Here is a 26456-nt window from a genome sequence, read left to right on the forward strand (position 1 = left end):
CTGCTGCTTGTGGGTAAGGATTGTTTACCAACGCACTATAGGTTTGGGGGGTATTGCTTCCCAGACCGACTGCGTTGATGTCTCAAGCCGCGAACCGATCCGATACAGCTGCTGCCATACCCCGCCCCACAGCGCGAACCGCGCGACCGGTGGTAAAGCCGTTTGCCGGCCTGATCGAGACCGTGATTGTCGAAGATCCGGCGCTGCATGCCTTCCCCGGCTCGATCCTGCGCAGCCATGCCATGGCCGCCTGGACCTGGGTCTATCGCGACCTCTGCCCCGACCTGCTCGACGCCGAATCCATCCTTGAGGGTTCGCTGACCGTAGCAGCGCTTGAGCCGCTGATGCCGCAGTTAATGACGCGCATCAAGGAGGGCCTGGCAGCCGCCAGCGATCCGGAAGCTAGCCGTCGCCTGCGCGCCATGCTGGGCAGCGACGAGGCGCGCGATGCATTGCCAGTGCTGCTCAATGCGCTGCGGGCCCGGCCACTGCTGGCCAAGGCGCAGGCCTTTGGCAAGGCCATCAACACCATTACCGACGATGCCGCCTTGGGCGTAGCGCTGCAATCCATGCCGCTGCAGGATCCGCCTCTGGCGGCACTGCTGTTTCACGCCGCTATAGGGCAGGTCGCCAATCCGACGCGGCTGGTGACGACCGTAATCAAGCTTTCGGGCAATGCCACCGAAGTCACCGTTGCGCGCAGCGGCTTTACGCCGGTCGTTGAGGCGATCCTGGCGCATGCGCAGAACCAGTTGCACCGGCTGCAGCCGACTGGTGCGTTTGCCGATGTCGATCTGATCTGCCGGTCGCTCGACCGCTTCCACCGCCTGGTGCGGTCGTTGACCGGCTATGTGGAATTCTCCCGTGGCAGCCGCTGGGCCACGATCCTCTCCGCTATCACCAAGCAGGTCTCGGATCGCATCGAACCGCGGCTGCGAGAGGTCGTGCCCGACATGAACCAGGCCCTGCGTCGCGCCCGTGAGGGTGTCGTCGATCGCCTGGATGATGATCGGGTGTTGGCGGCGATCAACGGCGTGTATCTCCTGGCCACCATCCGCGACTGCCGCGACTCGCTGGCACTCAACGCCATGTTCGACCAGGCCTGGAGCCAGTCGGCTCAGGCGCTGGAACTGCATCTGCAGCGCAACCTCGACCTGCTGCGCGAAAATCCCAGCGATGCGGTGATTTCGGCGCGGCTGGACGCCGGCATCAAGATGGCAGAAATCCGCTTCAATCCGGAATATGCCGAGACGCTGCGGCGTGCCCGCGCCGCCGCCGAGCGCCGCAATTAGCTAGCCGCCCTCATAGACAGAAACCAGCCGCACTGTCGTCGCGCGGCCCTGTTCGCGCACGGCCGCGGTGGGGCCGGCATTAGCGGCGGAGATCAGAGCGATTGTAGCGCCGTCCCGGACCCGCAGGACAATGCCGATGGCAGTGAGCGGGTCGGTTTCGTCGGCATTGCGCTGGATCAGCGCGCCAGGCTCCAGCGTCCGCGACTCACTGGGAGCGATGATCCAGGCCTGGGCTGTGCTGCCAAAGCGGCCAATCAGATAGTCGGGTATGAGGGGGAGCGGGCCCGGTGCAGGTTCGATGGCCGCCTCTGGCGCAGCAATGGCCACCATGGCGACGCGCTCCTGGGCGACGATGCCGGCACTCGCAGCCGGAATAGCGCCGAGCTGCACACCGGCCGCGATATCGCCGACGTCGAGCGGTTGGGGTGTATCGGCGAGGGACCTGCCGGCCGGCTTGGGTCGGAACGGCAACCAGGCCGGCCAACGCGATTCTTGCTCCACTGGTCGCTCGATATAGCGCCTGCTGGCATCGAGGAATGTCGGCGCGCCGGGTGCGTGATCGGCGCTGGCGACGGGCACGGGATCATCGGGCGTTTCATAAATGGGGTCGATGGTCAGTTCCTGCACCGGAATGCGGGTTCGATCGAGCAGCAGGTCCACCGCATCGGCGCCGCTGCCCAGGCAGGCATGGCGGCTGATATAGCCGGCGGCGCTGCCGGCCAGCACGACCCCTGCCGGACCGGTTTCTGTCGGCTCAAGCCGGGCGGTGACCTGGTTCCAGCGGCTCTCGCCGCCGGCCATGTGCCACAGCGCCAGGTCGGGCTGCCAGCCGCCGCAGGCGATCAGGCGATCGACGGCAATGTCCGCTTCTGTACGCGTGAGCGTGCCCACGGCCAGCTGCGGCGTGACGACCAGTGCGCCGCCCTTTGGTGCCGGGCGGACTGCGGCGACGATGGTTCCCGCAGCCAGCGTGATGCCGTAGGCCTTGGAAAATTCGATGAAGCGCGACTGCGGCTGCGTCCGCCCGTCGATGATGCGCGGGATGGTGATGCCGGCATCGCTTGCCAGCATGGCGAGGCGATAGGCGGGGCTGCTGACCGTGGTGAACAGCGCCGATTGGCCGGGCCAGACGCCATAGTGATAGGCCAAGTCGAAGGCCTCGAGCGCACCGACCACACCGGGCTGGCGGTTGCCGGGGAAGATCGGCAGGCGCTCGATGGTGCCGGTGGCGATGACGATGTGGCGGGCCCGGAGGTCGACGACAACGGGTGTCGGCGCGCCGCTCTTGAGATCGACGACATGGGCCCGCACCGCGTTGGAGCGCACCGCGAATACTTCGGCATGGGTCATCACGGTGATCGCGTCCGACTGGCCGATAGCCGTGGTCAGGCGGGTAATGCTTTGCTCGGGGGTCTCTTCGCCTTCCAGCGTCCCAAACAGGCGCGCGTGTCCACCCAGGCGTGGCGACGCTTCGAGCAGGGTCACTTTCAGTCCCGCTTTCGCTCCCGCAACCGCCGCCGTCATGCCGGCGACGCCACCACCCACGACGATCAGGTCGACCGGCTCCTCCGAAGCGCCCGCGCTGTTCAGCCATGGAATGCGCATGCCGTGCGGTTGATCAAGGTCGATGTCGAGCGAGCGCCGTGCACCGCCGGTGAGCCGTCGCAGCCAGCCGGTGATCGAGCGTCGCTTGCTGCCGGCCAGCGTCACATAGTCCGCACCATTGGTTGCCGGCGTGCGCTCCATCGGCAGGGCCCGCTGGTGGTCGCGAGCGAGCGTCGCGGGGATGATGGTGGGGGCGTAGCGCGCCGAAAGCGCAAGCGGCGTGTCGTGCCGTAGGCCCACGGTATCGATGCCCGAAGCCAGCACGGCGCTGAGCACGGTATCTCCGGCAAAGCCCTGGATGGTGCGGCCATCGAGGCGGAATTGCAGCGGACGAGAACGGTCGATTGCCGTCCCCGCGAAAGGCTTTCCCGCATCGGCGACGCGGCGGTTGGGCTGACCCTTCATCGCTGGTCTCCGACATCGCTGACCGGCGAAGCGGTGCCTGACCTGTCGATCAGCCGGGCGCCAAGCCAGGCGTTTTCGCTTGCGCTCGCCGCACCACACAGCCAGCGCGCGATGGCCGGCGCGAGGTAAGCGCCGATGCTGCCAAACCCGGCCAGAACATCAGGCCCGGTCCCGCCGATCCGTCCGACCGCCGGTGCCCGATCGGAGGTAAGGAAGCGCGTGTAGCTCGATTGCCCTGCTTGTCGGATAGCGCGCTCGCGACCCAGCAGCGTTCCGAGCGTGGCCGAGAATTCCCCGACGGCACCGGGGCCGAAAGCCACGATGCCACGATCGCCGTGCTGCGTGAGGACAGTTCCGCTATCGAGCTGATGCATGATCGGCGCGGCGATCGGTTCGGTTGGCTCGGTCAGGATGGTGCTGGCAACCTGCCGCTCCAACAGCGCCGGCCAGCCCGACGTCGGCAGATGGGCCAGGAGTGCAACGTCATCAGCAAGGATGGTCTGGCCGATCTCGATGCGCTCTTCGCCGATTGTGCATTCGGCGCTGCCATCCGGGCGAACCGTGACGACGGTATCGCCGTCAACGCGGCGAACCTTGTGGCTGTCGAGCCAGCGGTCCAATGCCGGTTCGAGGACCGCGCTGCGCAACTGCACGGCATCGCGTAGCATGAGCCCATCGCGGCCATTGCCGAGAAGATTGCTGGGCACGCGCTCGGCCGCGATGCCGAAGGCGCTTGCCATATAGCGGATATGCGACAGCGCTTCGCGTCCGGCTGCGCCTTCAGCAAAGAAGATCGGGTCCAGCCGGGTCCACGAGCGTTTGCCGATACGGCCGATCAGCTTGGTCGTTTCCGGCACGCAGGCCTTCAGCAAGGCCCAGGTCTCGGGGCGCGTTATGGCGCCGACCGACAGGTCGATGCCGCGCGAGAGGCGGTAACCGGCCTGGCTCTCACCTTTGAAGATCACTGTTTTGCCGTGGGCCGAGGCCAACATTCCCGCAACGAGGCGAGCCTGGGTCGTAGCGCCCAGAACGGCGAAGTCGACGCGGGATTCGGTCATGCCCGGGAGATGACCTGTGGCAATGCGTCCGGCTCACCGATACGTGTTTTTGTAGTTTTTCGCCGCATTCCGCTTATAGATGGCGCACTGTTGCCGCTCGCCGGCGTTAAGCGTCTGTGGCCCATGCTATTCTGGTTCATCGCCATCGCCGTTACCGCCATTGCGTGCGCTGCACTTTTCTACGCAGCGGGCCCCCGGATGGTCAACGCGCCTCACCCCGAATTGGACGATGCCAACAGCCATTTTCGCCTTGTGCTGTCGGGAATTGACGCCGATCTGGCTGCTGGCAAGCTTGGCGAGGCCGAGGCGCTGGCCGCCAAGGGCGAACTGGCGCGCGAGATACTGCGTCTCAAAGCCGAGGCCGGCAAGGCGGCAAATTCCATCAAGGATGTGGGGCGTGGTCCGCTGCTGGCCGGCCTGGCCGCGATAGCTGCCGTTGCGCTGGGGCTCTATGCACTGCTCGGAAACCCCGAAATGCCCAGCCAGCCGCTGGCCGATCGCAGCGACGTCGCCGCCCAATCCATCGATCTCGAAACAGCCATTGCCCGCATCGAGGCGGCCCTGACCGCCGACCCCGACGATCTCAGGGGTTGGACCGTCATTGCCCCCGCCTATATGGAGATGGGCCGTTTCGCCGACGCCGCACGCGCCTATCGCCGGATTATCGACCTGAGCGCGGCAACGCCGGACCTGCAGACCAGTCTCGCCGAGGCCCTGATGTTCGGCGCCGATGACAACGGTTCGCCCGAGGCTTTCGCGCTGCTGCAGGCTGCGGCGGCAAGTGACCCGAGCCATGTGCTGTCGCGGCTCTATATCGCCGCCGAACTGACCCGGCAGGAGAAATATCCAGAGGCGGTCGCGGCCTGGGATGTCGTCCTCGCGTTGTCAAAGGGCAACGAGTCCTGGTTGCCGGCCGCGCAGCAGGGACTGGCTGTGGCGCAGAATGGCGGCATCGCGCCCGCCAACGACCAGGAATCCGAGATGATCGGCCAAATGGTCTCGGGCCTAGCCACGCGGCTGGCCGAACAGGGTGGGTCGATTGAAGAATGGACACAACTGGTGCGGGCCTATCTGGTGCTGGGCGATACCGCCAATGCGCAGGCCGCTTTCGACGGTGCAGTTGCGGCCTATCCTGCGGCCTTCGATCGCGGTGACCTCGATGCCCTGGCGCTGGGCGCCGGCCTTACCATCAACGGAGCAACCCCATGACCATGCCTGCCGCCATCCGCAAGAAGGGCTGGTCGCGCAAGCAGAAGCGTCTGGCCGTCATCGCTGGCCTGGGCCTGGCGCTGGCGCTGGCGACGACGCTGGTGCTGATCGCTTTGCGCGACCAGATTGTGTTTTTCTACTCGCCATCCGACATCGTGGCGCGTCAGGTCGTTGCCGGCCAACCGATCCGGCTTGGTGGTCTGGTCAAGGACGGCAGCTGGGTTCGTGACGGGCAGGACAACACCTTCGTGGTGACCGACAACGCGACCGAGATCGTGGCTCACTATGCCGGCATTCTGCCTGACCTGTTCAAGGAAGGGCAGGGCGTGGTGGCCGAGGGCAGCGTCGGGCCCGATGGCTCCTTCCAGGCGACCAATGTGCTGGCCAAGCATGACGAGAACTACATTCCCAAGGAAGTTGTCGAAGCGCTGAAGGACAGCGGCGAGTGGCGGCCGGAGGCGGGGGTGCAATGATGGGTTTGTACGCTCGGCCCCACCCCCTCCCGGCCTCCCCCATCAAGGGGGAGGTGCCGCCCTGTGGCTGCGACGCGATCTTGCCTCTGGAGTGGAGAGATACCTCCCCCTTGATGGGGGAGGCTAGGAGGGGGTGGGGCCCCGAACTCGGTGGAGGGACCGCCCACCCATGAGCATCGAACTCGGCCACTTCGCCCTCATCCTCGCCTTCGCCGTCGCCACGATCTCCGCGATCGGCGGCTACGTATTCTGGCGCTCCGGCCAGCGCATTGCCCTGGTCCTGAGCCAGGGCGCCGTGCTGCAATTCGTGCTGGTATCGGTGGCGTTCCTGGCGTTGATCCAGGCTTTCGTCACCTCCGATTTCAGCCTCAAGCTGGCGGTCGACAACTCGCATTCGCTCAAGCCGCTGATCTTCAAGATCTCCGGCGTCTGGGGCAATCACGAAGGCTCGATGGTCCTGTGGATCCTTATCCTCGTCGCTTTCGGCGCCATGGTCGCCGCATTTGGCCGGCGGCTGCCCAATGATCTGCTGGCGCTGGTGCTGGCGACGCAGAGCCTGCTGACGGCGGCCTTTGCCGGCTTCACGCTGTTCACCTCCAACCCGTTTGCGCGCGTGTTTCCGCCGCCCTTCGAGGGCAATGACCTCAATCCGGTGCTGCAGGATATCGGCCTCGCCATCCATCCGCCGTTGCTCTACGCCGGCTATGTCGGCTTCTCGATCTGCTTCTCTTTCGCCATCGCCGCGCTGATCTCAGGCCGCATCGACCAGGCTTGGGCGCGCTGGGTACGCCCTTGGACCATGCTGAGCTGGACCTTCCTGACACTGGGCATCGCCATGGGGTCCTATTGGGCCTACTACGAGCTCGGTTGGGGCGGCTGGTGGTTCTGGGACCCGGTGGAGAATGCCAGCTTCATGCCTTGGCTCGCCGGCACAGCTTTGCTGCATTCGGCGCTGGTGATGGAAAAGCGCAACGCGCTCAAGATCTGGACGATCTTTTTGTCGATCATCACCTTCAGCCTGTCGCTGCTCGGCACATTCCTGGTCCGTTCCGGCATCCTGACGTCTGTCCATACCTTCGCGGCCGATCCGACGCGCGGGCTGGTCATCCTGACGCTGCTGGCACTGGTCATCGGCGGGGCTTTCTTCCTGTTCGCGTTGCGCGCCTCGAGCCTGCGCCATGGCGGCCTGTTCGCACCGGTCAGCCGCGAAGGCGCGCTGATCCTCAACAACCTGTTCCTCGCCACGGCTGTCGGCGCGGTGCTGGTCGGTACCCTCTACCCGTTGGTGCTGGACGCCGTTGCGGGCACGACCATTTCGGTCGGCGCGCCCTTCTTCAATCTCACCTTCGGCGCGCTGATGGCGCCGCTGCTGCTGGTGCTGCCCTTCGGGCCGCTGCTGGCCTGGAAACGTGCCGATATCGTTGCGGCGGCACAGCGGCTGATCGGGGCGGCAGCTCTGGCGATCTTTGCCACCATTCTGATCTCCGCTCTTGGCGGCGTCACCATCTCGCTGGCACCGCTTGGCCTGCTGCTGGGGTTCTGGGTGTCATTCGGGGCGATGGCCGAACTGGTTGAGCGCAGCAAGATCGGTCGTATCCCCCTGCGCGAAAGCTGGCGCCGACTTGTCGGCCTGCCGCGCACCGCCTGGTCGACAGCGATCGCGCATTTCGGCATCGGTGTCACCGTGTTGGGTATCGTCGCGACATCCGCCTGGGAAACCGAGCTGGTCACAACGCTCAATCCCGGCGAAAGCGCAGAGCTCTCCGGCTACATAGTCGCCTTCGACAGTTTCGCGCAGAACCCCGGTCCGAACTACGTGTCCGACGAAGGCCGCTTCACCATCACCGCGCCGGGCGGCGCGACGCGCCAGACCATGGCGGACCGGCGCACCTATGTCGCGTCAGGCATGCCGACGACCGAAGCAGCCATCGAGACCTACGGCTTCTCCCAGCTCTACCTTCAACTGGGCGAACCGCTCGATGACACCCATGTCGTCCGCATTTGGCACAAGCCCTACATCACCCTGATCTGGTATGGCGCCATCCTGATGGCGCTGGCAGGCTTGCTGTCGCTCACCGACAGAAAGGCGCGCGTCGGTGTGCCAAGGCGGGCCACCAAGCCCGTAGCGGAGCCGGCCGAATGAACTGGCTGCGCGCGCTGGCGCTTCTGCTCATGCTGTGTGGTCCGGCACTGGCGGTCAGCCCTGACGAAGTCCTGCCCGATCCGGTGCTGGAGCAGCGCGCCCGCGACATCTCCGCTGAGCTCCGCTGCCTCGTCTGCCAGAACCAGTCGATCGACGACAGCGATGCAGACCTGGCCAAGGATCTCCGTGTGCTGGTGCGGGAGCGGCTTATGGCGGGCGACAGCGACGAGGCCGTGCGCCAGTATGTCGTTGATCGTTACGGCGAGTATGTCCTGCTCAATCCGCGCGTCGGAGCCCATACGATTCTGCTCTGGGTTGCCGCGCCGGTCCTGCTGCTTGGCGGACTGCTGACGCTGGCCGTGGTATCGCGTCGCCGGCGTCTCGTTGATGGCGGGCTCAGCGCCGAAGAGCAGGCGACATTGGACGAACTCAAGTAGCGTTCGCCACAATCGCCGCCGCAATCCCGCCTCCAACATTGCCAAAGCTTAATGTTGGCGCAACTTCTCCGAAAGGCGCGGCATTCCATATCTATGCCCACAAGCTGTTGAGGGCTTGCCGAAGGAGAATAACTTGAAGATGCGCTCGTCCATTCTGAAGCGTACCAGCCGCTGGCTCGGGGCATCGGCCCTGGCACTACTGGTCGGTATCGGCGGTGTCTCAACCGCTTTCGTCATGACCGGCCAGGCCGCTACGGCCCAGATCCAGCCCGCCGCCCAGATCGTGGTTCCCCCCACCGCCCAGCCGCATGCCGGCTTTGCCGACCTCGTCGAGGCCGTGAAGCCTGCCGTGGTCTCGATCCTGGTCGAAGCCGTCGAAAGCCCGCGCAACATGCAGCGCGGCGGCCAGGAGTTCAATTTCAACTTCCCCGATCTGCCTGACGGCCATCCCTTCCAGGACTTTTTCGACCAGTTCGGCGGGCCTGGTGGCCCCGGCGGCCAGGGTGGTCAGGAACAGCGCCCTCGTGAGTTCATGGCGGCCGGTTCCGGCTTCGTGATCTCGGCTGACGGCTATGTCGTGACCAACAACCACGTCGTCGAAGACGCCACCAAGGTGACCGTCGTGTTCGACGATGGCACCGAGAAGGTGGCTGAGATCGTCGGTACCGACGAGCGGACTGATCTCGCCGTGCTCAAGATCGAAGGCACCGACCTGCCTTTCGTCAACTTCGAGACCGAAGCCAGCCGCGTTGGCGACTGGGTCGTCGCCGTGGGCAACCCCTTCGGCCTTGGCGGCACCGTGACTGTGGGCGTTATCTCCGGCCAGGGTCGCAATATTGGCGGCTCCAACTACGGCGATTTCCTGCAGATCGACGCTGCCGTGAATACCGGCAATTCGGGCGGCCCGGCCTTCAACACCAAGGGTGAAGTGGTCGGCGTCAATACCGCCATCTATTCGCCCAACGGTGGCAATGTCGGCATCGCCTTCGCCATCCCGGCCGCGACCGTCAAGGGTATCGTCCAGCAACTGATCGACGACGGCAGCGTCACCCGCGGCTATCTCGGCGTGTCCATCCAGGACGTGACCCGCGATATCGCCGATGGTGTCGGCCTGGCCAATGCCAAGGGCGCCATCGTTCGCGAGCCAGCTTCTGACGGCCCGGCCGGTGCCGCCGGCGTCAAGTCGGGCGACATCATCACCGCCGTCGATGGCGATCCAATCGACGACGCACTCGATCTCAGCCGCACCATTGCCGGCAAGGCGCCCGACTCCACCGTCGAGCTGACCATCTGGCGCGATGGGGCCGAGACCAAGCTCTCGGTCAAGCTGCAGACCCTCAATGAGGAAGCTGTCGCCCAGGCCGAGCCGACCCCGCCAACGCCGCCGGCTGAACTGCCGACCGAGACCAGCGTCGGTCTGACCCTCGTGCCGAACGCTGACGGTTCGGGCGGTCTGCTGATCCAGAACGTCGATCCGGACTCGGCGGCTGCCGAAAAGGGGCTTGCCGTTGGTGACACCGTTCTCGAAGTCAACAACACGCCGGTCAACAGCCTGCAGGACTTCGAAGCCGCGATCGACGCTGTTAAGGCCAAGGGGCTGAACACTGCCCTGGTCAAGGCCAGCCGCGATGGCGAAGCCCGCTTTGTCGGCCTGCCGCTGGCGACCGACTAACCAAATATGCCCCGGAGCGCTGCTCCGGGGCACCTTTCCACACGCTGCCTTGGGGGCTCCCGTGAAGATTTTGCTGATCGAAGATGATCGGGAGGCCGCAAGCTATCTCATCCAGGCCTTGGATGAAGCCGGTCACATCACCCACCACGCCGCCGATGGCGAAACGGGATATGCCATGGCCTCGGGCATGGATTACGATGTGCTCATCGTCGATCGCATGCTGCCGCGCCGCGATGGCCTCTCCATCGTCGAGTCGCTGCGCGCCGAAGATGACAAGACCCCCGTCCTTATCCTGTCCGCCCTTGGCGAAGTCGACGACCGTGTGACCGGTCTGCGCGCCGGTGGCGACGATTACCTCACCAAGCCCTACGCCTTTACCGAACTGCTCGCCCGTGTCGAAGTCCTCGCGCGCCGCTCCAGCCCGTCCGAGGCTGCCACCAGCTACGCCGTTGCCGGCCTGTCGCTTGATCGCCTCAGTCGCAAGGTCGAGCGTGAAGGCGAGACCATCCTGCTGCAGCCGCGCGAATTCCGCTTGCTGGAATACCTGATGAAAAATGCAGGCAAAGTGGTGACCCGCACCATGCTGCTCGAAAACGTCTGGGACTATCATTTTGACCCGCAGACCAATGTCATCGACGTCCACATGTCCCGCTTGCGCAGCAAGATCGACAAGGGTCATGCTAGCCCCCTGCTGCACACCGTGCGCGGCGCCGGCTACATGATCCGCGAGTAGGCCTTGCATCGTCTCATCCAACTGTGGCGCACCTCGACGGTCAGGCTGACGGCAACGTTCATCCTGATCTTCGTGCTGTTCTCGATTTTGCTGCTCGGCTTCATCGGTTGGCAGTCGAGCGTCCAAATCCAGCGCCAGCAAGCCAATGACATCGACAACGAAGTGCGGGTGCTGCAACGCATCGACGCCAACCAGGGCATTCGTGCCGTTGCTTTCGCGGTGGAGCGGATTTCCCGCGCGCCGGGGCCGGGCGTATATTATCTCGGCGACGCCTCCGGGCAATACCTCCTCGGCAACGTGGCGGATGTGCCGGCCAATGTGCTGATCGAGCCCGGCACCTATAGTTTCGACTATGAACGCGCCAATGCGCTCGCCGAAGCCCCGCCGGACCCCGATGGTCTGGGCCCGGCGCCGCGGCAGGCAAAGTCAGGCTATGCCGTGGTCCGGTCAGTGGTGCTGAGCAACGGCATGCGCCTGGTTGTCGGCCGCGATGTCGTCGAACGGCGCGGCTTCTCCGCCATTATCGTGCAAAGCTTCCTGTTCGGCGTGCTGGGCATCATCGTGTTCTCGGTGCTCGCCGGCGGGATCACGGCGCGACGGGTGCTCAAGCGCATCGACACCATCCGCGACACCTCGACCAAGATCATGTCGGGTAACCTCAGCGAGCGCGTTCCTCTGACCAAGCGCAATGACGAGTTCGATGGCCTTGCCACCAACCTCAACGCCATGCTCGACCGTATCGAGCAGCTGCTGCAAGGCCTCAAGGAGGTTACCGACAATGTCGCGCATGACCTCAAGACGCCGCTGACCCGGCTGCGCAACCAGGCCGAGACCGCCCTGCGCGAGGGGGCCAGCGATGCCAGCCGACAACAGGCGCTGGAAACTACGATCGCCGAGAGCGACCGCCTGATCCAGACCTTCAACGCCCTGCTGATGATCGCGCGGGCCGAGGCAGGCACCCCCTCGGGGGCGCTCAGCGATATCGACGTCAGCGCCATCGTCGCCGACATGGCCGAGCTCTATAGCCCGGTTGCCGAAGACGAGAATATTGTCGTCGAAAGCGCCATCGAAGAGGGCGTTCACCTCCACGCCAACCGCGAGCTGATCGGCCAGGCCATGGTCAACCTACTGGAAAACGCGGTGAAATACGCCAAACCCGCTGGCGAAGGGCAGGGCCGGATCACCGTCGGCCTGCGCCGGGCCGGTGGCCGCGTGCTGATCGAGGTGGCCGATAACGGCCCCGGCATTCCCGAGGAAGACCGCAAACGCGTGGTTGAGCGCTTCGTCCGCCTGGAAAAGAGCCGGTCCGAGCCGGGATCAGGTCTGGGCCTGTCGCTGGTGGATGCCGTGACCCGGCTCCATGGCGGCACGTTCCGGATTGAGGACAATGCGCCGGGGGTAAGGGCAGTGGTGGATTTGCCGGGGGCTTAGGTGCCACGCCCTCGTGGTTCTGTTCTCGCGAAGCGCTCGCACCTCACCCTGAGGGCTACTGTTAGCGCAATGTACCAACAGCCCTCATGGTGAGGTTCGCTTCTTCAGCGCCTCGAACCACGAGGGCGTGGCACCAGCCTTGCTCCTTCGCCATCCCCAAGCTATCCCTCGCCCATGGTCATCAAGCTCGCACCGCTGCCGCCGATCGAAACGCCGCGCTTTTCCGCCTGGCTGGATGACTTGCCGGCCGATCACCGCGTCACGATCGAGGCCAGCGCCCCCACGCTCGGCCCGCTGCTCGAAGCCGCGCCATACCTGCTCGATCTGGCACGCGCCAATGCCGAGTGGCTCGCCACCACGCTGACCGACACCGCAGACGGTGCCTTCATCGATATTGTCGACATCGTCGATACCCTCGGTCGAACGGCCGGTGACGAGGATGCGCTGGCGCCCGTCCTGCGCATTGCCAAAGGCCGCACCGCCCTGCTGGCTGCACTGGCCGAGGCTGGCCGCGTCTGGACCACGGCCCAATCCACAGCTGCCCTGTCCGACCTGGCCGATGCCGCGCTCAATGCCGCCCTCAACCTGCTGATGCGTCAGGCGGCCGAACGTGGCCTTCTTGCCATCCCAGCCAGCGAGGCGACCGCCGCCAATTCCGGCCTCGCCATCTTCGCCCTCGGCAAGCATGGCGGGCAGGAGCTCAATTACTCCTCCGACATCGACATCGTCGCCTTCTACGACCTCGACAAAGGCGTGCTGGCCGATCCGTCGGAAGCCACAAAGATCTATTCGCGCATGGTGCAGAAGTTGGTCGGCCTGATGGAGGATCGTCGCCAGCACGGCTATGTCTTCCGCACCGACCTGCGCCTGCGCCCCGATCCGGGCGCGACCCCCGTTGCCATCTCCTTCGAGGCGGCGCTTGCTTACTACGAAAGCCGCGGCCAGAACTGGGAGCGCGCCGCCTGGATCAAGGCGCGGCCCTGTGCCGGCGACAAACAGGTCGGCGAGGCTTTCCTCAAGGAACTGGCGCCCTACATCTGGCGCAAGCATCTCGATTTCGCGACCATCGCCGATATCCAGGCGATGAAACGGCAGATCAACATCGCCAAGAATGTCGGCGACATCCGCGTCGAGGGCCACAACGTCAAGCTCGGCCGTGGCGGCATCCGCGAGATCGAGTTCTTCACCCAGACCCAGCAGCTGATCGCCGGTGGTCGCGACAAGGCCCTGCGCGTCAAGCCGACTGCCCATGCTTTGGCGGCCCTGGCTGATGCCAACTGGATAACCCCCAGGGCAGCGACGGAGCTGACCCAGACCTACTGGTATCTCCGCGCCGTCGAGAACCGTCTGCAGATGCTGCGCGACGAACAGACCCACATCATGCCGGGCACACCGGAAGAGGTTGCCGTCATCGGACGCTTGATGGGGGAAGACGACCTGCGCGCCTTCGAGGCCAGCTACCGCGCCGCGCTCGAACTGGTCGTGGGCTATTATTCCGAACTGTTCACCGAGGGCGAGACGCTCGGTGCCGATGGCGGCAACCTCGTCTTCACCGGCAATGACGACGATCCCGGTACGCTCGAAACGCTCGGCGCGATGGGATTTGCCGACGCCTCCAAGGCCATCGAGACCGTGCGCAAGTGGCACTATGGCAGCTACCCGGCCACCCGCGCTTCGGCTGCCCGCGCCCATCTGACCGAATTGCTGCCAGCGCTGCTGACCACGCTCGGCAATGCCGGCAATGCCGACGTGGCTCTGGCCAAGTTCGACGATTTCCTGCAGCGCCTGCCCACCGGCGTGCAGCTCTTTTCCCTACTGCGGGCGCATCCCAATCTGCGCACGCTGCTGGTGCAACTCATGGCCTCGGCACCGCGCATGTCTGAGGCGGTGATCCACCGGGCCCATGTCATGGATGGCCTGATCGACCCGGCCTTCGCCAATGACATCACGCATCGCGACGTGCTGATCGCCAAGGTCGATGCCTTCCTTGCCGAGGCGCGGTCCTATGAGGAGATCATCGACCGGGCCCGCATCATCGGGCAGGAGCAGAAATTCCTCATCGCTGCGGGACTCTTGTCCGGCACCGTCAGCGCCACCGGGGCAGGGGAGCAGTTCACCGCCCTGGCCGAGACGCTCGTCAATCGCCTCTTCGGCAGCGTGCGGGCCGAGTTCGAGCGCCGCCATGGCGTCATCGCGGGCGGCAAAGTCGCGCTGCTCGCATTCGGCAAGATGGCCAGCCGTGAGATGACGGTAACCTCCGACCTCGACTTCATCCTGCTCTACGACGCGCCCGAAGCCGATTCCGACGGCGGCAAGCCGCTGAGCACCAGCCATTACTTCGCCCGTCTCACCCAACGCCTTGTGGCGGCCGTGACCTCGCCGACAGCGGAGGGCGTGCTCTACGAGGCGGACATGCGGCTACGGCCTTCAGGCAATGCCGGGCCACTGGCCACCAGCCTCGGCGGCTTCCGCGCCTATCACCGCGACAATGCCTGGACTTGGGAACATCTCGCACTCAGTCGCGCCCGTGTCATCGCTGCCGATGACGCCATGGGATTCGATGTCGACGCGGAAATTGCCGAGGTGATGTCGCGCCCGCGCGACCACGGCAAGACTGTCGCGGATGTCGTGTCGATGCGCGCGCTGATGGCCAAGGAACGGCCTGCGCGCCACACCTTCGATCTCAAGCTGGCCGAAGGCGGGCTGGTCGATCTCGAATTCATCGCCCAGTCGGCGCAGCTTGTGGCGGGCGCAAGCATCGGCCTGCCACAAGCCCTGACCGCGCGCGTGCTGGCGCGGCTTGGCGAAACCGGTCTCGTCCCCGAGGGCGCGCGCCTGGCCGAAATCCACGAAACCTATTCCACTGTCTTGCAGGTGATGAGTTCGGCGCTGGTCAGCCCGTTCAAGGACGAAGCCTGGTCGGACGCCTTCAAGGAATTGCTGGCCGGGCTGACGCACTACCCCGATTTCGGGCGGCTGGAGCTGGATATTGCGGCGATGAAGGGCGAAGTCAGCGCGGCATCAGCAAAGTGGTACGAGAAGGCGCGGGCGCTTTAGCGGACGCCTATTCGGCAGCCACCAGCACGTCATTGCTGTGTAGCGGCAGGGAGATGGCCACCGTTGTGCCGAGCGAGGGGCTGGAATCGATGGCCATCCGTCCGCCGCTGAGTTCGGCAATAGCGCGGGAGATCGATATGCCCAGCCCTGGGCCGATGCCCTCGCGGGTGAAGGTGGCATCGCCCAGCGCGAAGGGTTGTGACAGGCTGGCCAGCCGATCCTCGCTCATGCCGACGCCCGTGTCGGTCACTTCGATCACCACGCCGTCGCGGGCTGCGAATGCTGCCAGCGTGACCCGCCCGCCCGATGGCGTGAAGCGCAGGGAGTTCTCGACGATATTGGCCACCATGCGGACCAGCCCGAGCCGGTCGCCCTGCACCACGGCCTCGCTCGGCTCGTCCAGCACGAAGGTCAGTCCGGCGCGCGCGGCCTGCTTGCGGAAGCGTTGGACAACGGTTTCGAGCACTTCATCTACCGGCACCGGGTCGCTGCGCATCGGCTTCTGCCCGCTTTCGAGTTCGGCCAGGTCGAGAATGGTCGCAAACGACGCCAGCAGGTGCTCGCCCGATGTCTTGATCGACTGCACATATTCGACATAGCGTGCGTCGCCCAGCGGTCCATAGGTCTGGTGCCGCATCAGCTCGGCAAAGCCGATAATGTGGTTGAGCGGTGTGCGGATGTCGTGGCTGAGATGGGCGAGGAAATTGGTCTTGGCATAGCTCGCCGCCTCCGCCTTGAGCTTTTCCTCATGGTAGCGCCGGGCCAGCAGGCGCTGCTCCTCGCGGATGGAATGGAGCAGCGTATCGGTCTTCTTGCGCTCGGTAACGTCGCTGACCAGCGTCATGAAGCCGCCATCGTCGAGCGGACGTTCGTCGATCAGCAGGCACGATCCGTCCTGCCGATGCAGTTCGAGCAGGCGGTTGCTCTCGTCCTCGTTGATCAGCTTCATATAGCCGCCCTGGATCAGGCGTTTGACCGCGTCGTGATAGGTGACTGACATGCTCGTCAGGTTGAGCCGGTCGCGATATTGCTGATTGCAGACCACCAGTGCGCCGGCCTTGGTCCAGCAGGCCACGCCCATCGGGATTGCGGCCGCCAGAGTGCGATAACTATGGCGCTGCACCATGTCGGGCATATCGCCCTTGCGCCGCCGCCAGGTGAGCAAAGTCAGCAGACCCGCCAGGGCAAAGGCGACGACACCGCGCTGGCCTAGCCCCATCAGGGTGCCGGTTGGTTCGGCCTCCAGGGCCAGCGCACCATGTGGAGCGGCCGGAACGATCTGGCCGAGAAGCGGAAGCTGAGCATCTGGTGATCCGACCAGGCTGGCGCGTGTCACCGTGGCGTATCGATGCGGGGTGTTGCCGATGGCTGCCGTCGCTGCGTCTGGAGCCAGTTCGGCGATCTCGCTGGCGATGGCTGCACCGATGATTGCCAGCTCGTGACGAGCATCCTCGAGGGTACGTGCCGTGTCATAGATGACAAAGAGGGTGGCGGATAGCAGCGAGGTGAGGGCTACGGCGGTCGTGATCGGCGATAGCAAAAGACGGAGTGGTCGCCGCGGCGCTTGCTTGTTCAGGTCGTTGAAGGAGCGCCCTGCCGCCCTGCCTTTGCCAGCGCCGAATCCATCGGCGCCGACGCCGGATTTCTCCGCCGACCGCATGAAATTCTCCGTCATGTGAGGAATTTAGCCTCAGCCCGATTTGCCTTTAACAAACAATGAATCACGGAACCGCGGCTGTCCATACCCCCTTGTGGAGGGGAAATGGGCCAACTCGCGAAATCGCGAGTCGGCTGAATCACTTAGCGGCGAAGAAAAATTCTTCCAACATTACCGGATGTTTAGCTTGCCAACATGCGGGTCAGTATGTCTGCGGTATTGCGGCTCAGGGAATTTACGGACTGCAGGCCGGTAAGCGCCGACTTCGCTGCGTCGCGCCGCTCGCTTTCGAGCATCGGCCACACCCGGAAGCCGGTCAGCACGCGCGCTGCCACCTGCGGGTTGATCTTGTCCACTTCGGCCACGAAATCGGCGACGAAGCGGAAACCAGCGCCATCGGCCCGGGCAAATTGCGTCGGATTGCTCATGGCGAAGGTGCCCATTAGCGAGCGTAGGCGATTGGGATTGGTGCGCGGAAAAGCCGGGTCGGCCAGCACCGTACGGATACGCTCGATCACCCCGTCCTGCGGTACCGAAGCGGTCACCGCCAGCCACTTGTCGTAGACCAGCGGATCGGCGGCAAAGCGGGCATGGAAGTCGGCCAGCATGGCTGGGGCATCAGCCGTCCAGGCGACGGCGCTGGCGCCCAGCGCCGCCAGCCGGTCGGTCATGTTGCGGGCCTCCGCATATTGCTGGGCAGCCAGACTTGCCGCACCAGCCGCTTCGCTGGCAACGAGCAGGCCGAGCAGCCGGTTGCGCAGCGCACGGCGGCCATTGCTGGCAGCATCGGGCGCATAGGGCAGGTCGCTTGCCAAAGCCCGATAAGCCCTGAGCATTGGCAGCGCCAGTGGGCCGAACACGGCCTTTAGCAGGTCGTCACGGACAGCATGAACCTGCGACGGATCGATATCCTTGCCAATGGTCCGACCGATCTGCGCCTCGGCCGGCAGGCTCAGCGCCAGCGCCTTGAATGCATCGTCCAGCGTCTCGCCGGCCAGCGTATCGCCGAACGCGTCGCTGAGCGCCTTGGCCGCCTCAGCACTCCACGGCTTGCCGTTGATTGCATCCACCGCCAGCGCCATGCCGACATCCTGCAATGCCTGCCAACGATTGAAGGGATCGCTGTCATGCCGGGCCAAGAACAACTGGTCGTCCTGCGTCAGGTTGGTTGTCATGTTGACCGGCGCCGAGAAGCCGCGCAGCAGCGACGGGACAGGCTTGTTGGCGATGCCCGTAAACGTCACTTCCGCCGACGCGCCGTTGAGCACGATCATCTCGTCCCGCACCTCGGCGCCACTGACGCCGCCCCACGCCATCGGGCTGCCATTGGGGTCGATGAGACCGAACTTAATCGGCAGCACCAGCGCCTCCTTGGTCGGCTGGCCCGGCGTCGGCAGCGTCTCCTGGCTCAGCTTGAGCGTGTAAGTCTGCGTCGTGGCGTCGTAGCTGTCGCTGACAGTGAGGCGCGGCGTACCTGCCTGCAGATACCAGGTCTTGAACTGCTCCAGGTCGATGCCATTGGCCTCGGCAAACACGGCGAGGAACGCCTCGATCGTCGTCGCCTCGCCATCGTGGCGCTCGAAATAGAGGTCCATGCCCTTGCGGAAGCCGGCTTCGCCCAGCAGCGTCGCCAGCATGCGCACGATCTCGGCGCCCTTCTCGTAGACGGTGGCCGTATAGAAGTTGTTGATCTCGCGATACTGATCCGGCCGGGCAGGGTGGGCCAGCGGCCCGCCATCCTCGGGGAACTGCGCACCGCGCAAGCTCACCACATCCGAGATACGCTTCACTGCGCGCGAGCGCTCGTCGCTGGTGAATTCCTGGTCGCGATAGACCGTCAGCCCTTCCTTGAGGCAGAGCTGGAACCAGTCGCGGCAGGTGATGCGGTTGCCGGTCCAGTTGTGGAAATATTCGTGCGCAATGACCCGCTCGATGCCCTCGTAATCGGCATCGGTCGCCGTCTCCGGCTGGGCGAAGACCAGCTTGTCGTTGAAGATATTGAGACCCTTGTTCTCCATCGCGCCGAAGTTGAAATCGCTGACGGCCACGATGTTGAAGATGTCGAGGTCATACTCGCGTCCGAACCGCTTCTCGTCCCACGCCATCGAGCGCTTGAGACTATCCATGGCCCACAGGCACTGCTGTTCCTTGCCATGCGTGCAGTAGATGGCAAGTTCGACCTTGCGGCCCGATGCCGTGGTGAAGCTGTCGGTGATCGAACCCAGGTCGCCCGCCACCAGCGCAAACAGGTAAGCCGGCTTGGGGAAGGGGTCTTCCCAGATGGCGAAGTGCATGCCGTCTCCGGCATCGCCTTCGCCGACCAGATTGCCATTGGCCAGCAGCACCGGCGCCACATCGCGCGGCGCCACCATGGTCACCTTGAACGTCGCGAGATTATCCGGCCGGTCCAGGTAATAGGTGATGCGGCGGAAGCCCTCGGGCTCGCATTGCGTGCACCACGTGCCGCTGGAGCGATAGAGCCCCATCAGCTTGGTATTGCCCTCGGGCTTGAGATTGACTTCGGTCTCCAGCACAAAGCGCCGCAGCGGTGGCTCGAACACGGTGAGCCCGTTGGTATCTGCAGCATAGGCCGAGAGCACCAGCGGCGCGCCGTCGATGGCGATCGAACCCAGCGCCAGATCGTCCCCGTCAAGCACCAGCGGGGTGCCGGGAGCCGTAGTCTCCTGCGGCTCGATGGTCAGCTGCGAGATAACCCGCGTCCCCTCGGGCAAAATCCGAAAGTCGAGGTCTACTGACACAATCCGGTAGGGGCTGGCAGCATAGTCCTTGAGGTAAATCGTGTGTTCGGTCTCGGTGCGCATGAAGGGGTCCGTCAAAACGTCGGTCTGAAATCGATTGTGGCTGCGCCGCAACAGCAGACTCGGCGCTTTCGTGTATCCTGTTCAGCCAGCGACCTCACAGGCTCACTCTTCTACGCCAATTGGGACGGCATTGGGGAGGGGGCTTCCTCTGGTCGCGACACGTGTCTCCTCTGCGCCAATTGCGGGCGTATCGAGCGCGTTATCCGACATTCCCGAACGGCACGTTGCCTTGGGCCGATCCTGCCTTGACCTCAAGTGCGCTTGAGGTTGTAGAGCGATGGCCAAGCACAACTGCCCCTTCGGGCGTAACTATGGTGGTCGACTATGCTGCGTTGGTTTGAACGGCGTCTCAATCCCTATCCGCTGGGTGAGCCAACCGAGCCACCCAAGGGACTGCTCGCCTTTTGCCTGCACTATAGCCACGGCGCCAAGAAGTGGCTGGCTTTGATGGCCTTCGCGGCTGCATCGGTCGCCATCGGCGAAATCGTCATCTTCGGCTTTATCGGCGATGTGGTGAACTGGCTGGCTGGAGCCGATCCCGAGACGTTCCTCGCCACCGACGGCTGGAAGCTCGCGCTGATGGGCGCAATGGTGGTCTTCATCCTGCCGGTCTTCGCGCTGGTCTCCACGCTGACCATGCACCAGACCCTGCTGAGCAATTTCCCCCAGCGCATTCGCTGGATGAGCCATCGCTACCTGATCCGTCAGTCGATGAGCTACTTCCAGGACGAGTTCGCTGGTCGCATCGGCGCCAAGCTGATGCAGACCTCGCTCGCCGTGCGCGAAGTGGTGATGAAGCTGCTCGATATGCTGGTCTATGTCGTCGTCTATTTCACCGGCGCGGTGATCCTGGCGGCTTCGGCAGATTGGCGCTTGGCTATACCATTCCTGGTCTGGCTGGCCGCCTATGTCTCGATGATGGTCTATTTCATCCCTCGCATGGGCAAGATTTCCGAGGCCCAGGCCGATGCCCGCTCGCTGATGACCGGCCGCATCGTCGACAGCTACACCAACATCGCCACGGTGAAGCTGTTCAGCCATTCCAATCGCGAAGAAAAGTTCGCCAAGGAGGCGATGGACCAGTTCCTCGACACCGCCTATCGGCAGATGCGCCTCTTCACCGTGCTCAACATGCTGGTGCTGTGGTCCAATTCGCTGCTGCTGTTTGCGACCGGCGCCACCGGCATCTGGCTCTGGCTCAATGGCCTGATGAGCCCGGGTGCACTCGCTGTCTCGCTTGGCCTCGTCATGCGCTTCCAGGGCATGAGCCAGTGGGTCATGTGGGAAATGTCATCGCTGTTCGAAAATATCGGCACCGTGCGCGACGGCATCGCCTCGCTCTCGGTGTCCCGCGTCGTCTCCGACACCAAGGGTGCGGAGCCGATCGGCACGGTCAAGGGCGACATCAAGTTCGAGAATGTCGGCTTCCACTACGGCAAGACATCGGGCGTCATCGACAACCTTAACCTGCATATCCGGCCGGGCGAGAAGATCGGCCTTGTCGGCCGTTCCGGCGCCGGCAAGTCGACCCTGGTCAACCTGCTGCTGCGCTTCTACGACCGCGCCGATGGCCGCATCCTGATCGACGGGCACGACATCGCCAAGGTCACGCAGGACAGCTTGCGCGCCAATATCGGCGTGGTGACGCAGGATACCTCGCTGCTGCACCGCTCGGTGCGCGACAACATCATCTACGGCCGCCCCGACGCGACAGAGGAGATGATGCGGGAAGCCGCCGACCTTGCCGAGGCGACCGACTTCATCCTCGGCCTCAGCGACCTGCATGGCCGCAAGGGCTTCGATGCCCATGTCGGCGAGCGCGGTGTCAAGCTGTCCGGCGGGCAGCGCCAGCGCATTGCCATCGCCCGCGTGCTGCTGAAGAATGCGCCCATCCTGGTGCTGGACGAAGCCACCTCGGCCCTCGATTCCGAGGTCGAGGCCGCCATCCAGGGCCAGTTGCAGCTGCTGATGAAGGGCAAGACCGTGATTGCCATCGCCCACCGCCTCTCGACCATCGCCATGATGGACCGGCTGGTGGTGCTCGATCAGGGCAAGGTGGTCGAGACCGGCACCCATGCCCAGCTGCTCGAGACCGGCGGCATCTATTCAAGCCTGTGGCACCGCCAGTCCGGCGGTTTCATCGACGCCGACCAACCGGAAGAGGCGGCGCAATGAACGAGATACCAGCAGTCTGCCCACCCTCCCCCTTGAGGGGAGGGTAGCGCAGCTAGGCCGGAAGGCCGTAGCGAAGCTGGGGAGGGGGTGGCTTAGTGACCACGAACAGACCCCCTCCCTTGATCCCTGCCCTCAAGGGGGAGGGTGTCGACTGAAGCATCCTAACCTCAACCAAGGAGAACCCCAATGGGTGACAATACCGAAACGGCCATTACCGCGAGCGCGGGTCCCGCAACCAATCCCGGGGCACTGAGCCAACGTCGCAAACCCATGGACCGATACCGAACCTGACCTGAGCCAGAAACTCCGTCAGGCGCGGCTCACAATAATGAGCTCAAAATGTTCAACCGCGTCATCGACTATTTCGACCATCTCTATTCGCCCACCGCGCTCGCCAAGGATCGGCAGCCGCCCATGGGCCTCCGTCCTTTCGTCAGCTATTTCATCGATCAGTTCCGCGCGGCCTTCATCATCCGCATTGCGCTGGTCTCGATCGGCTCCATCGCCGACGCGCTGATGCCCGTCTTTGTCGGCCTCGTGGTCGGCATGCTGGCCACCACCAGTCCCGGCGACATGTTCACCGTGAACGGCCAGACCTTTCTCTGGATGATCGTTGTCGTGGTGGTCGTGCGCCCGCTGACCTTCCTGCTCGATACGCTGATCCGCAACCATGGCATCGTCCCCAACCTGGTCGATCTTGTGCGCTGGCAGAGCCATTGGCATGTCATCCGGCAGAGCTGGACCTTCTTCCAGAACGATTTTGCCGGCCGCATCGCCAACAAGATCATCCAGGCCGGCGAAGCCATCGAAATCGGCGTGAACCTCACCATCGACGCCGCATGGTATGCGCTCGTCTTCGTGGTGGTGGCCATCATTGTGCTGGCGCAGCTCGACCTGGTTCTGCTAGTGCCCGTCGGCGTCTGGCTGCTGCTCTATGCCATCCTTTTCACCATCACCATGCCGCTCATCGCCCGCTATTCCGAGGAACTCTCGGAGAGCAAATCGGTGATGACCGGCCGGATCGTCGACAGCTACACCAACATCCAGACGCTCAAGACTTTCTCGACCGGCGAGCACGAAGACCTCTACGTCGCTGACTCGATCAACGACCACGCCGTCAGCTTCCGTAAGCTGATGCGGGTGTTCACCTACATGTGGTCGATCCTGTTCCTGCTCAATGCGGGCCTGGTGGTCTCGGTCACCTGGATTGCGCTGACCGGCTGGAACCAGGGCGTGCTCTCGGCGGCTGCCGTGGCGACGGCCATTCCGTTCGCGCTGCAGATCATGAATATGAGTGGCTGGATCCTCGAAATCGGCTCCAACATCTTCCGCCAGGTCGGCAATGTCAGGGACTCGATGGACACCATCGCCCAGCCCCTGACCATGTTAGACAAGCCGGAAGCCAAGCCGCTCGCGGTCAGCAAGGGCGAGCTGCATTACGACAATGTCAGCTTCAACTACTGGCGGGGCAAGCAGGGGAGCGTGATCGACGCCTTCAACCTGACGGTCGCGCCGGGCGAGAAGATCGGCTTAGTCGGACGCTCCGGCTCGGGCAAGTCGACGCTGGTGAACCTGGCCCTGCGCATGTTCGATGTGCAGGATGGCGCCATCCGCATAGACGGGCAGGACGTTCGCGACGTGACGCAGGAAAGCGTGCGCGCCGCGATCGGTCTGGTCAGCCAGGACACCTCGCTGCTGCACCGGTCGATCCGCGAAAATCTCAAATACGGCCGCCAGAATGCGAGTGACGAAGAGATGATCCGGGCCGCCGAGCAGGCCAAGGTGCATGACGTGATCATGTCGCTGGTCGATCCCAAAGGGTTCACCGGCTACGACGCCCATGTCGGCGAACGCGGAGTCAAGCTCTCGGGTGGCCAGCGCCAGCGCGTCGCCATCGCCCGCGTGCTGCTCAAGAACGCCCCCATCCTGGTGCTCGACGAAGCGACCTCGGCCCTCGATTCCGAAGTCGAAGCGGCGATCCAGGAGCAACTGACGACGCTGATGCAGGGCAAGACGGTGATCGCCATCGCCCACCGCCTCTCCACCATCGCCTCGATGGATCGGCTGGTCATCCTGGAGCAGGGCAAGATCGTGGAAGAAGGTTCCCACGCCCAACTCCTGGCCTCGGGCGGCCACTATGCCCACCTCTGGGAACGCCAGTCGGGCGGCTTCCTCGATCTGGACGCGGTGGCGGCGCAATAGCCGTCCAAAGCAAGCAAGAATACCTCCACCTAGCCTCCCCCTGACAAGGGGGAGGAATCCGGCCGGTGGGGTTGTCCAAAATGTTGCCTCATACCCGATCTGTCCCTCCCCCTTTTCAGGGGGAGGTTAGGTGGGGGTATCCTTCCTTGGTCGCAGCGGAGTGATTTGCACCAGCAACCGTTGTTCGGCCACAGATTGAGCACTAGCGTAATCCCATGAGCCTCTTCTCGCCCCTCCACCGCATATTCGAGTCGTGGCTCGACCCCTTCCGACCCGTCGACAATCTCCAGCCACCGTCCTCGGGGCCGGGTTTCTTCTGGCACTATATCGGCCAGGCCAAGCTGCCCTTCCTGTCGCTGCTGATCCTGGGCGGTGCCGTGGCGCTGGTGGAAGCGGCCTTGTTTTATTATGTCGGCCGCCTCGTCGACATTCTCGATGCCGCCAACCAGGCCAGCGGCTGGTCCGGACTCATCGCCGCCAGCGGCAGCGAGCTGGCGATCATGCTCGTCGTCGTGCTGGGCGTCCGCTTCATCGTCACCTGGCTCTCAGCGGTGGTCGAAGAGCAGACGGTCAATCTCGGCTTCTACAATCTCGTCCGCTGGCAGGCCTATGCCCACGTCATCCGCCAGAACCTGAGCTTCTTCCAGAACGATTTCGCCGGCTCCATCGCGAGCAAGGTCTGGCAGAGCGGCGGCGCGGTGGGCGATTTCATGGTCGCGCTGCTGCAAGTCGTGTGGTTCATCGCGGTCTACGCCATCGCTACCCTGGTTCTTGTCGCCCAGCTCGATTGGCGACTCGGCGTCGCCGTCGCCCTGTGGATTGTCGCTTTCTCGGGCCTCGCCGCCTACTACGTGCCACGCATGCGCTCCCGCTCTGCCGCGGCAGCCGAAGCCGCCTCGGCGTTGACGGGCAGGGTGGTGGACAGCTTCTCCAACATCCAGACGCTCAAGCTTTTCGGCTCCAGCGATCAGGACGATCGCTTCGTCCGTCGCGGCTTCGACAATTTCCTGACCTCGATGACGGCGCTGGCCCGCACGCTCGTCGGCGTGCGCACCGCCATGGGAATGCTGTCAGGCATCGCCATAGCAGGCATCGGCGCTCTCTCGGTGCATCTGTGGACGCAGGGCCTCATCTCGGTCGGCGGCGTCGCCTTCACGCTCGGCCTGGTCCTGCGCCTCTACAACCTGCTCGGCCGCATGATGAACCAGCTCAATGGTCTCATGCGCAATTACGGCACGGCGCAGAACTCAGCCGACCTCATCGCCCGCCCCCTCGGTTTGGTCGATGCGCCCGACGCCAAGCCATTGGTCGTGACGCAGGGCGCCATCAATTTCGAGCGTATCGATTTCCACTACGGCAAGCCGAGCGGCGTCATCGAGCAGCTCGATCTCACCATCGCCCCCGGCGAACGCGTCGGCCTCATCGGCCGTTCGGGCGCCGGCAAGTCGACCCTGGTCAACCTGCTGCTCCGCTTCTACGACCTGCAAGGCGGTCGCATCACCATCGATGGCCAGGACATCTCCCGCGTCACCCAGGCCTCTCTCCGCGCCAATATCGGCGTCGTGACCCAGGATACCGCGCTGCTCCACCGCTCCGTCCGCGCCAACATCGTCTTCGGCCGCCCCGATGCCACCGACGAGGACATGATCAGCGCCGCCCAAATGGCCGAGGCCGACGAATTCATCGACAACCTCGTCGATTTCCGTGGCCGCACCGGCTACGACGCCCAGGTCGGCGAACGTGGTGTCAAGCTTTCCGGTGGTCAGCGCCAGCGCGTCGCCATCGCCCGCGTGCTGCTCAAAAACGCCCCCATCCTGGTACTCGACGAAGCCACGTCCGCGCTCGATTCCGAGGTCGAGGCGGCGATCCAGGAACAGCTCACCACCCTCATGCAGGGCAAGACGGTGATCGCCATTGCCCATCGGCTGTCCACCATCGCTGCCATGGACCGGCTTGTGGTGTTGGAGAAGGGCAGGATCATCGAGCAGGGCACCCACGCTCAGCTTCTGGCTGCGGGTGGGCAATATGCCCAGCTCTGGCAACGCCAGTCCGGCGGCTTCCTCGATCTCGACGCTGCGGAATAAG

Annotated in this window: 16 protein-coding genes; 12 read left to right on the forward strand and 4 right to left on the reverse strand. The window is 64.4% G+C overall.

Annotated features, from left to right (window positions below):
• Positions 1 to 77: 77 nt before the first annotated feature.
• On the forward strand, positions 78 to 1292 hold the full coding sequence (locus IM737_RS19420) for a hypothetical protein (protein ID WP_236896909.1): 1215 nt from the start codon (positions 78 to 80) through the stop codon (positions 1290 to 1292).
• On the opposite strand, the gene IM737_RS19425 is transcribed toward IM737_RS19420, so the two are convergent.
• Together IM737_RS19425 and IM737_RS19430 are read right to left on the reverse strand one after the other, a co-directional pair.
• Complete coding sequence (locus IM737_RS19425; protein ID WP_236896911.1) at positions 1293 to 3302, reverse strand: FAD-dependent oxidoreductase; 2010 nt, start codon at positions 3300 to 3302, stop codon at positions 1293 to 1295.
• On the reverse strand, positions 3299 to 4360 hold the full coding sequence (locus tag IM737_RS19430) for a hypothetical protein (protein WP_236896913.1): 1062 nt from the start codon (positions 4358 to 4360) through the stop codon (positions 3299 to 3301). Before IM737_RS19430 ends, IM737_RS19425 begins: the two co-directional genes overlap by 4 nt.
• 123 nt (positions 4361 to 4483) lie before the next feature.
• Between IM737_RS19430 and ccmI the strand changes: the two genes are divergently transcribed.
• From ccmI to IM737_RS19470, 8 genes are all read left to right on the forward strand, one after another.
• Positions 4484 to 5569 carry a c-type cytochrome biogenesis protein CcmI gene (gene ccmI, locus IM737_RS19435; RefSeq protein ID WP_236896915.1) on the forward strand — a complete coding sequence of 362 codons (1086 nt, stop codon included), beginning with the start codon at positions 4484 to 4486 and terminating at the stop codon, positions 5567 to 5569.
• On the forward strand, positions 5566 to 6042 hold the full coding sequence (gene ccmE, locus IM737_RS19440) for a cytochrome c maturation protein CcmE (protein WP_236896917.1): 477 nt from the start codon (positions 5566 to 5568) through the stop codon (positions 6040 to 6042). Before ccmI ends, ccmE begins: the two co-directional genes overlap by 4 nt.
• Before the next feature lie 169 nt (positions 6043 to 6211).
• Positions 6212 to 8185, forward strand: a complete 1974-nt coding sequence (locus IM737_RS19445) for a heme lyase CcmF/NrfE family subunit (RefSeq protein WP_236896919.1) — start codon at positions 6212 to 6214, stop codon at positions 8183 to 8185.
• Positions 8182 to 8622 (forward strand): cytochrome c-type biogenesis protein, encoded by a 441-nt coding sequence (locus IM737_RS19450; RefSeq protein ID WP_236896921.1) that lies wholly within the window; start codon positions 8182 to 8184, stop codon positions 8620 to 8622. The genes IM737_RS19445 and IM737_RS19450 overlap by 4 nt, the downstream gene beginning before the upstream one ends.
• A gap of 139 nt (positions 8623 to 8761) precedes the next feature.
• Entirely contained in the window at positions 8762 to 10294 is a 1533-nt protein-coding gene (locus IM737_RS19455) for a Do family serine endopeptidase (RefSeq protein ID WP_236899971.1), read from the forward strand.
• Positions 10295 to 10355: 61 nt separating this feature from the next.
• Complete coding sequence (locus tag IM737_RS19460) at positions 10356 to 11027, forward strand: response regulator transcription factor (RefSeq protein ID WP_236896923.1); 672 nt, start codon at positions 10356 to 10358, stop codon at positions 11025 to 11027.
• Positions 11028 to 11030: 3 nt separating this feature from the next.
• Positions 11031 to 12458, forward strand: a complete 1428-nt coding sequence (locus IM737_RS19465) for a sensor histidine kinase (RefSeq protein WP_236896925.1) — start codon at positions 11031 to 11033, stop codon at positions 12456 to 12458.
• A gap of 174 nt (positions 12459 to 12632) precedes the next feature.
• On the forward strand, positions 12633 to 15515 hold the full coding sequence (locus IM737_RS19470; protein WP_236896927.1) for a bifunctional [glutamine synthetase] adenylyltransferase/[glutamine synthetase]-adenylyl-L-tyrosine phosphorylase: 2883 nt from the start codon (positions 12633 to 12635) through the stop codon (positions 15513 to 15515).
• 7 nt (positions 15516 to 15522) lie between these two features.
• On the opposite strand, the gene IM737_RS19475 is transcribed toward IM737_RS19470, so the two are convergent.
• Together IM737_RS19475 and pepN are read right to left on the reverse strand one after the other, a co-directional pair.
• Entirely contained in the window at positions 15523 to 17175 is a 1653-nt protein-coding gene (locus tag IM737_RS19475; protein WP_236896929.1) for a sensor histidine kinase, read from the reverse strand.
• A 179-nt stretch (positions 17176 to 17354) separates the two neighbouring features.
• Positions 17355 to 19994, reverse strand: a complete 2640-nt coding sequence (pepN, locus tag IM737_RS19480; protein ID WP_236896931.1) for an aminopeptidase N — start codon at positions 19992 to 19994, stop codon at positions 17355 to 17357.
• A gap of 324 nt (positions 19995 to 20318) precedes the next feature.
• On the opposite strand from pepN, the gene IM737_RS19485 reads away from it, so the two are divergent.
• The 3 genes from IM737_RS19485 (at position 20319) to IM737_RS19495 (ending at position 26455) form a co-directional block, all read left to right on the forward strand.
• Positions 20319 to 22169 (forward strand): ABC transporter ATP-binding protein, encoded by a 1851-nt coding sequence (locus IM737_RS19485; protein ID WP_236896933.1) that lies wholly within the window; start codon positions 20319 to 20321, stop codon positions 22167 to 22169.
• A 339-nt stretch (positions 22170 to 22508) separates the two neighbouring features.
• Complete coding sequence (locus IM737_RS19490) at positions 22509 to 24371, forward strand: ABC transporter ATP-binding protein (RefSeq protein ID WP_236896935.1); 1863 nt, start codon at positions 22509 to 22511, stop codon at positions 24369 to 24371.
• A gap of 215 nt (positions 24372 to 24586) precedes the next feature.
• Positions 24587 to 26455 carry an ABC transporter ATP-binding protein gene (locus tag IM737_RS19495; RefSeq protein WP_236896937.1) on the forward strand — a complete coding sequence of 623 codons (1869 nt, stop codon included), beginning with the start codon at positions 24587 to 24589 and terminating at the stop codon, positions 26453 to 26455.
• Position 26456 lies beyond the last annotated feature (1 nt).

This window comes from Devosia sp. SL43, assembly GCF_021729885.1.
Classification (GTDB): domain Bacteria; phylum Pseudomonadota; class Alphaproteobacteria; order Rhizobiales; family Devosiaceae; genus Devosia.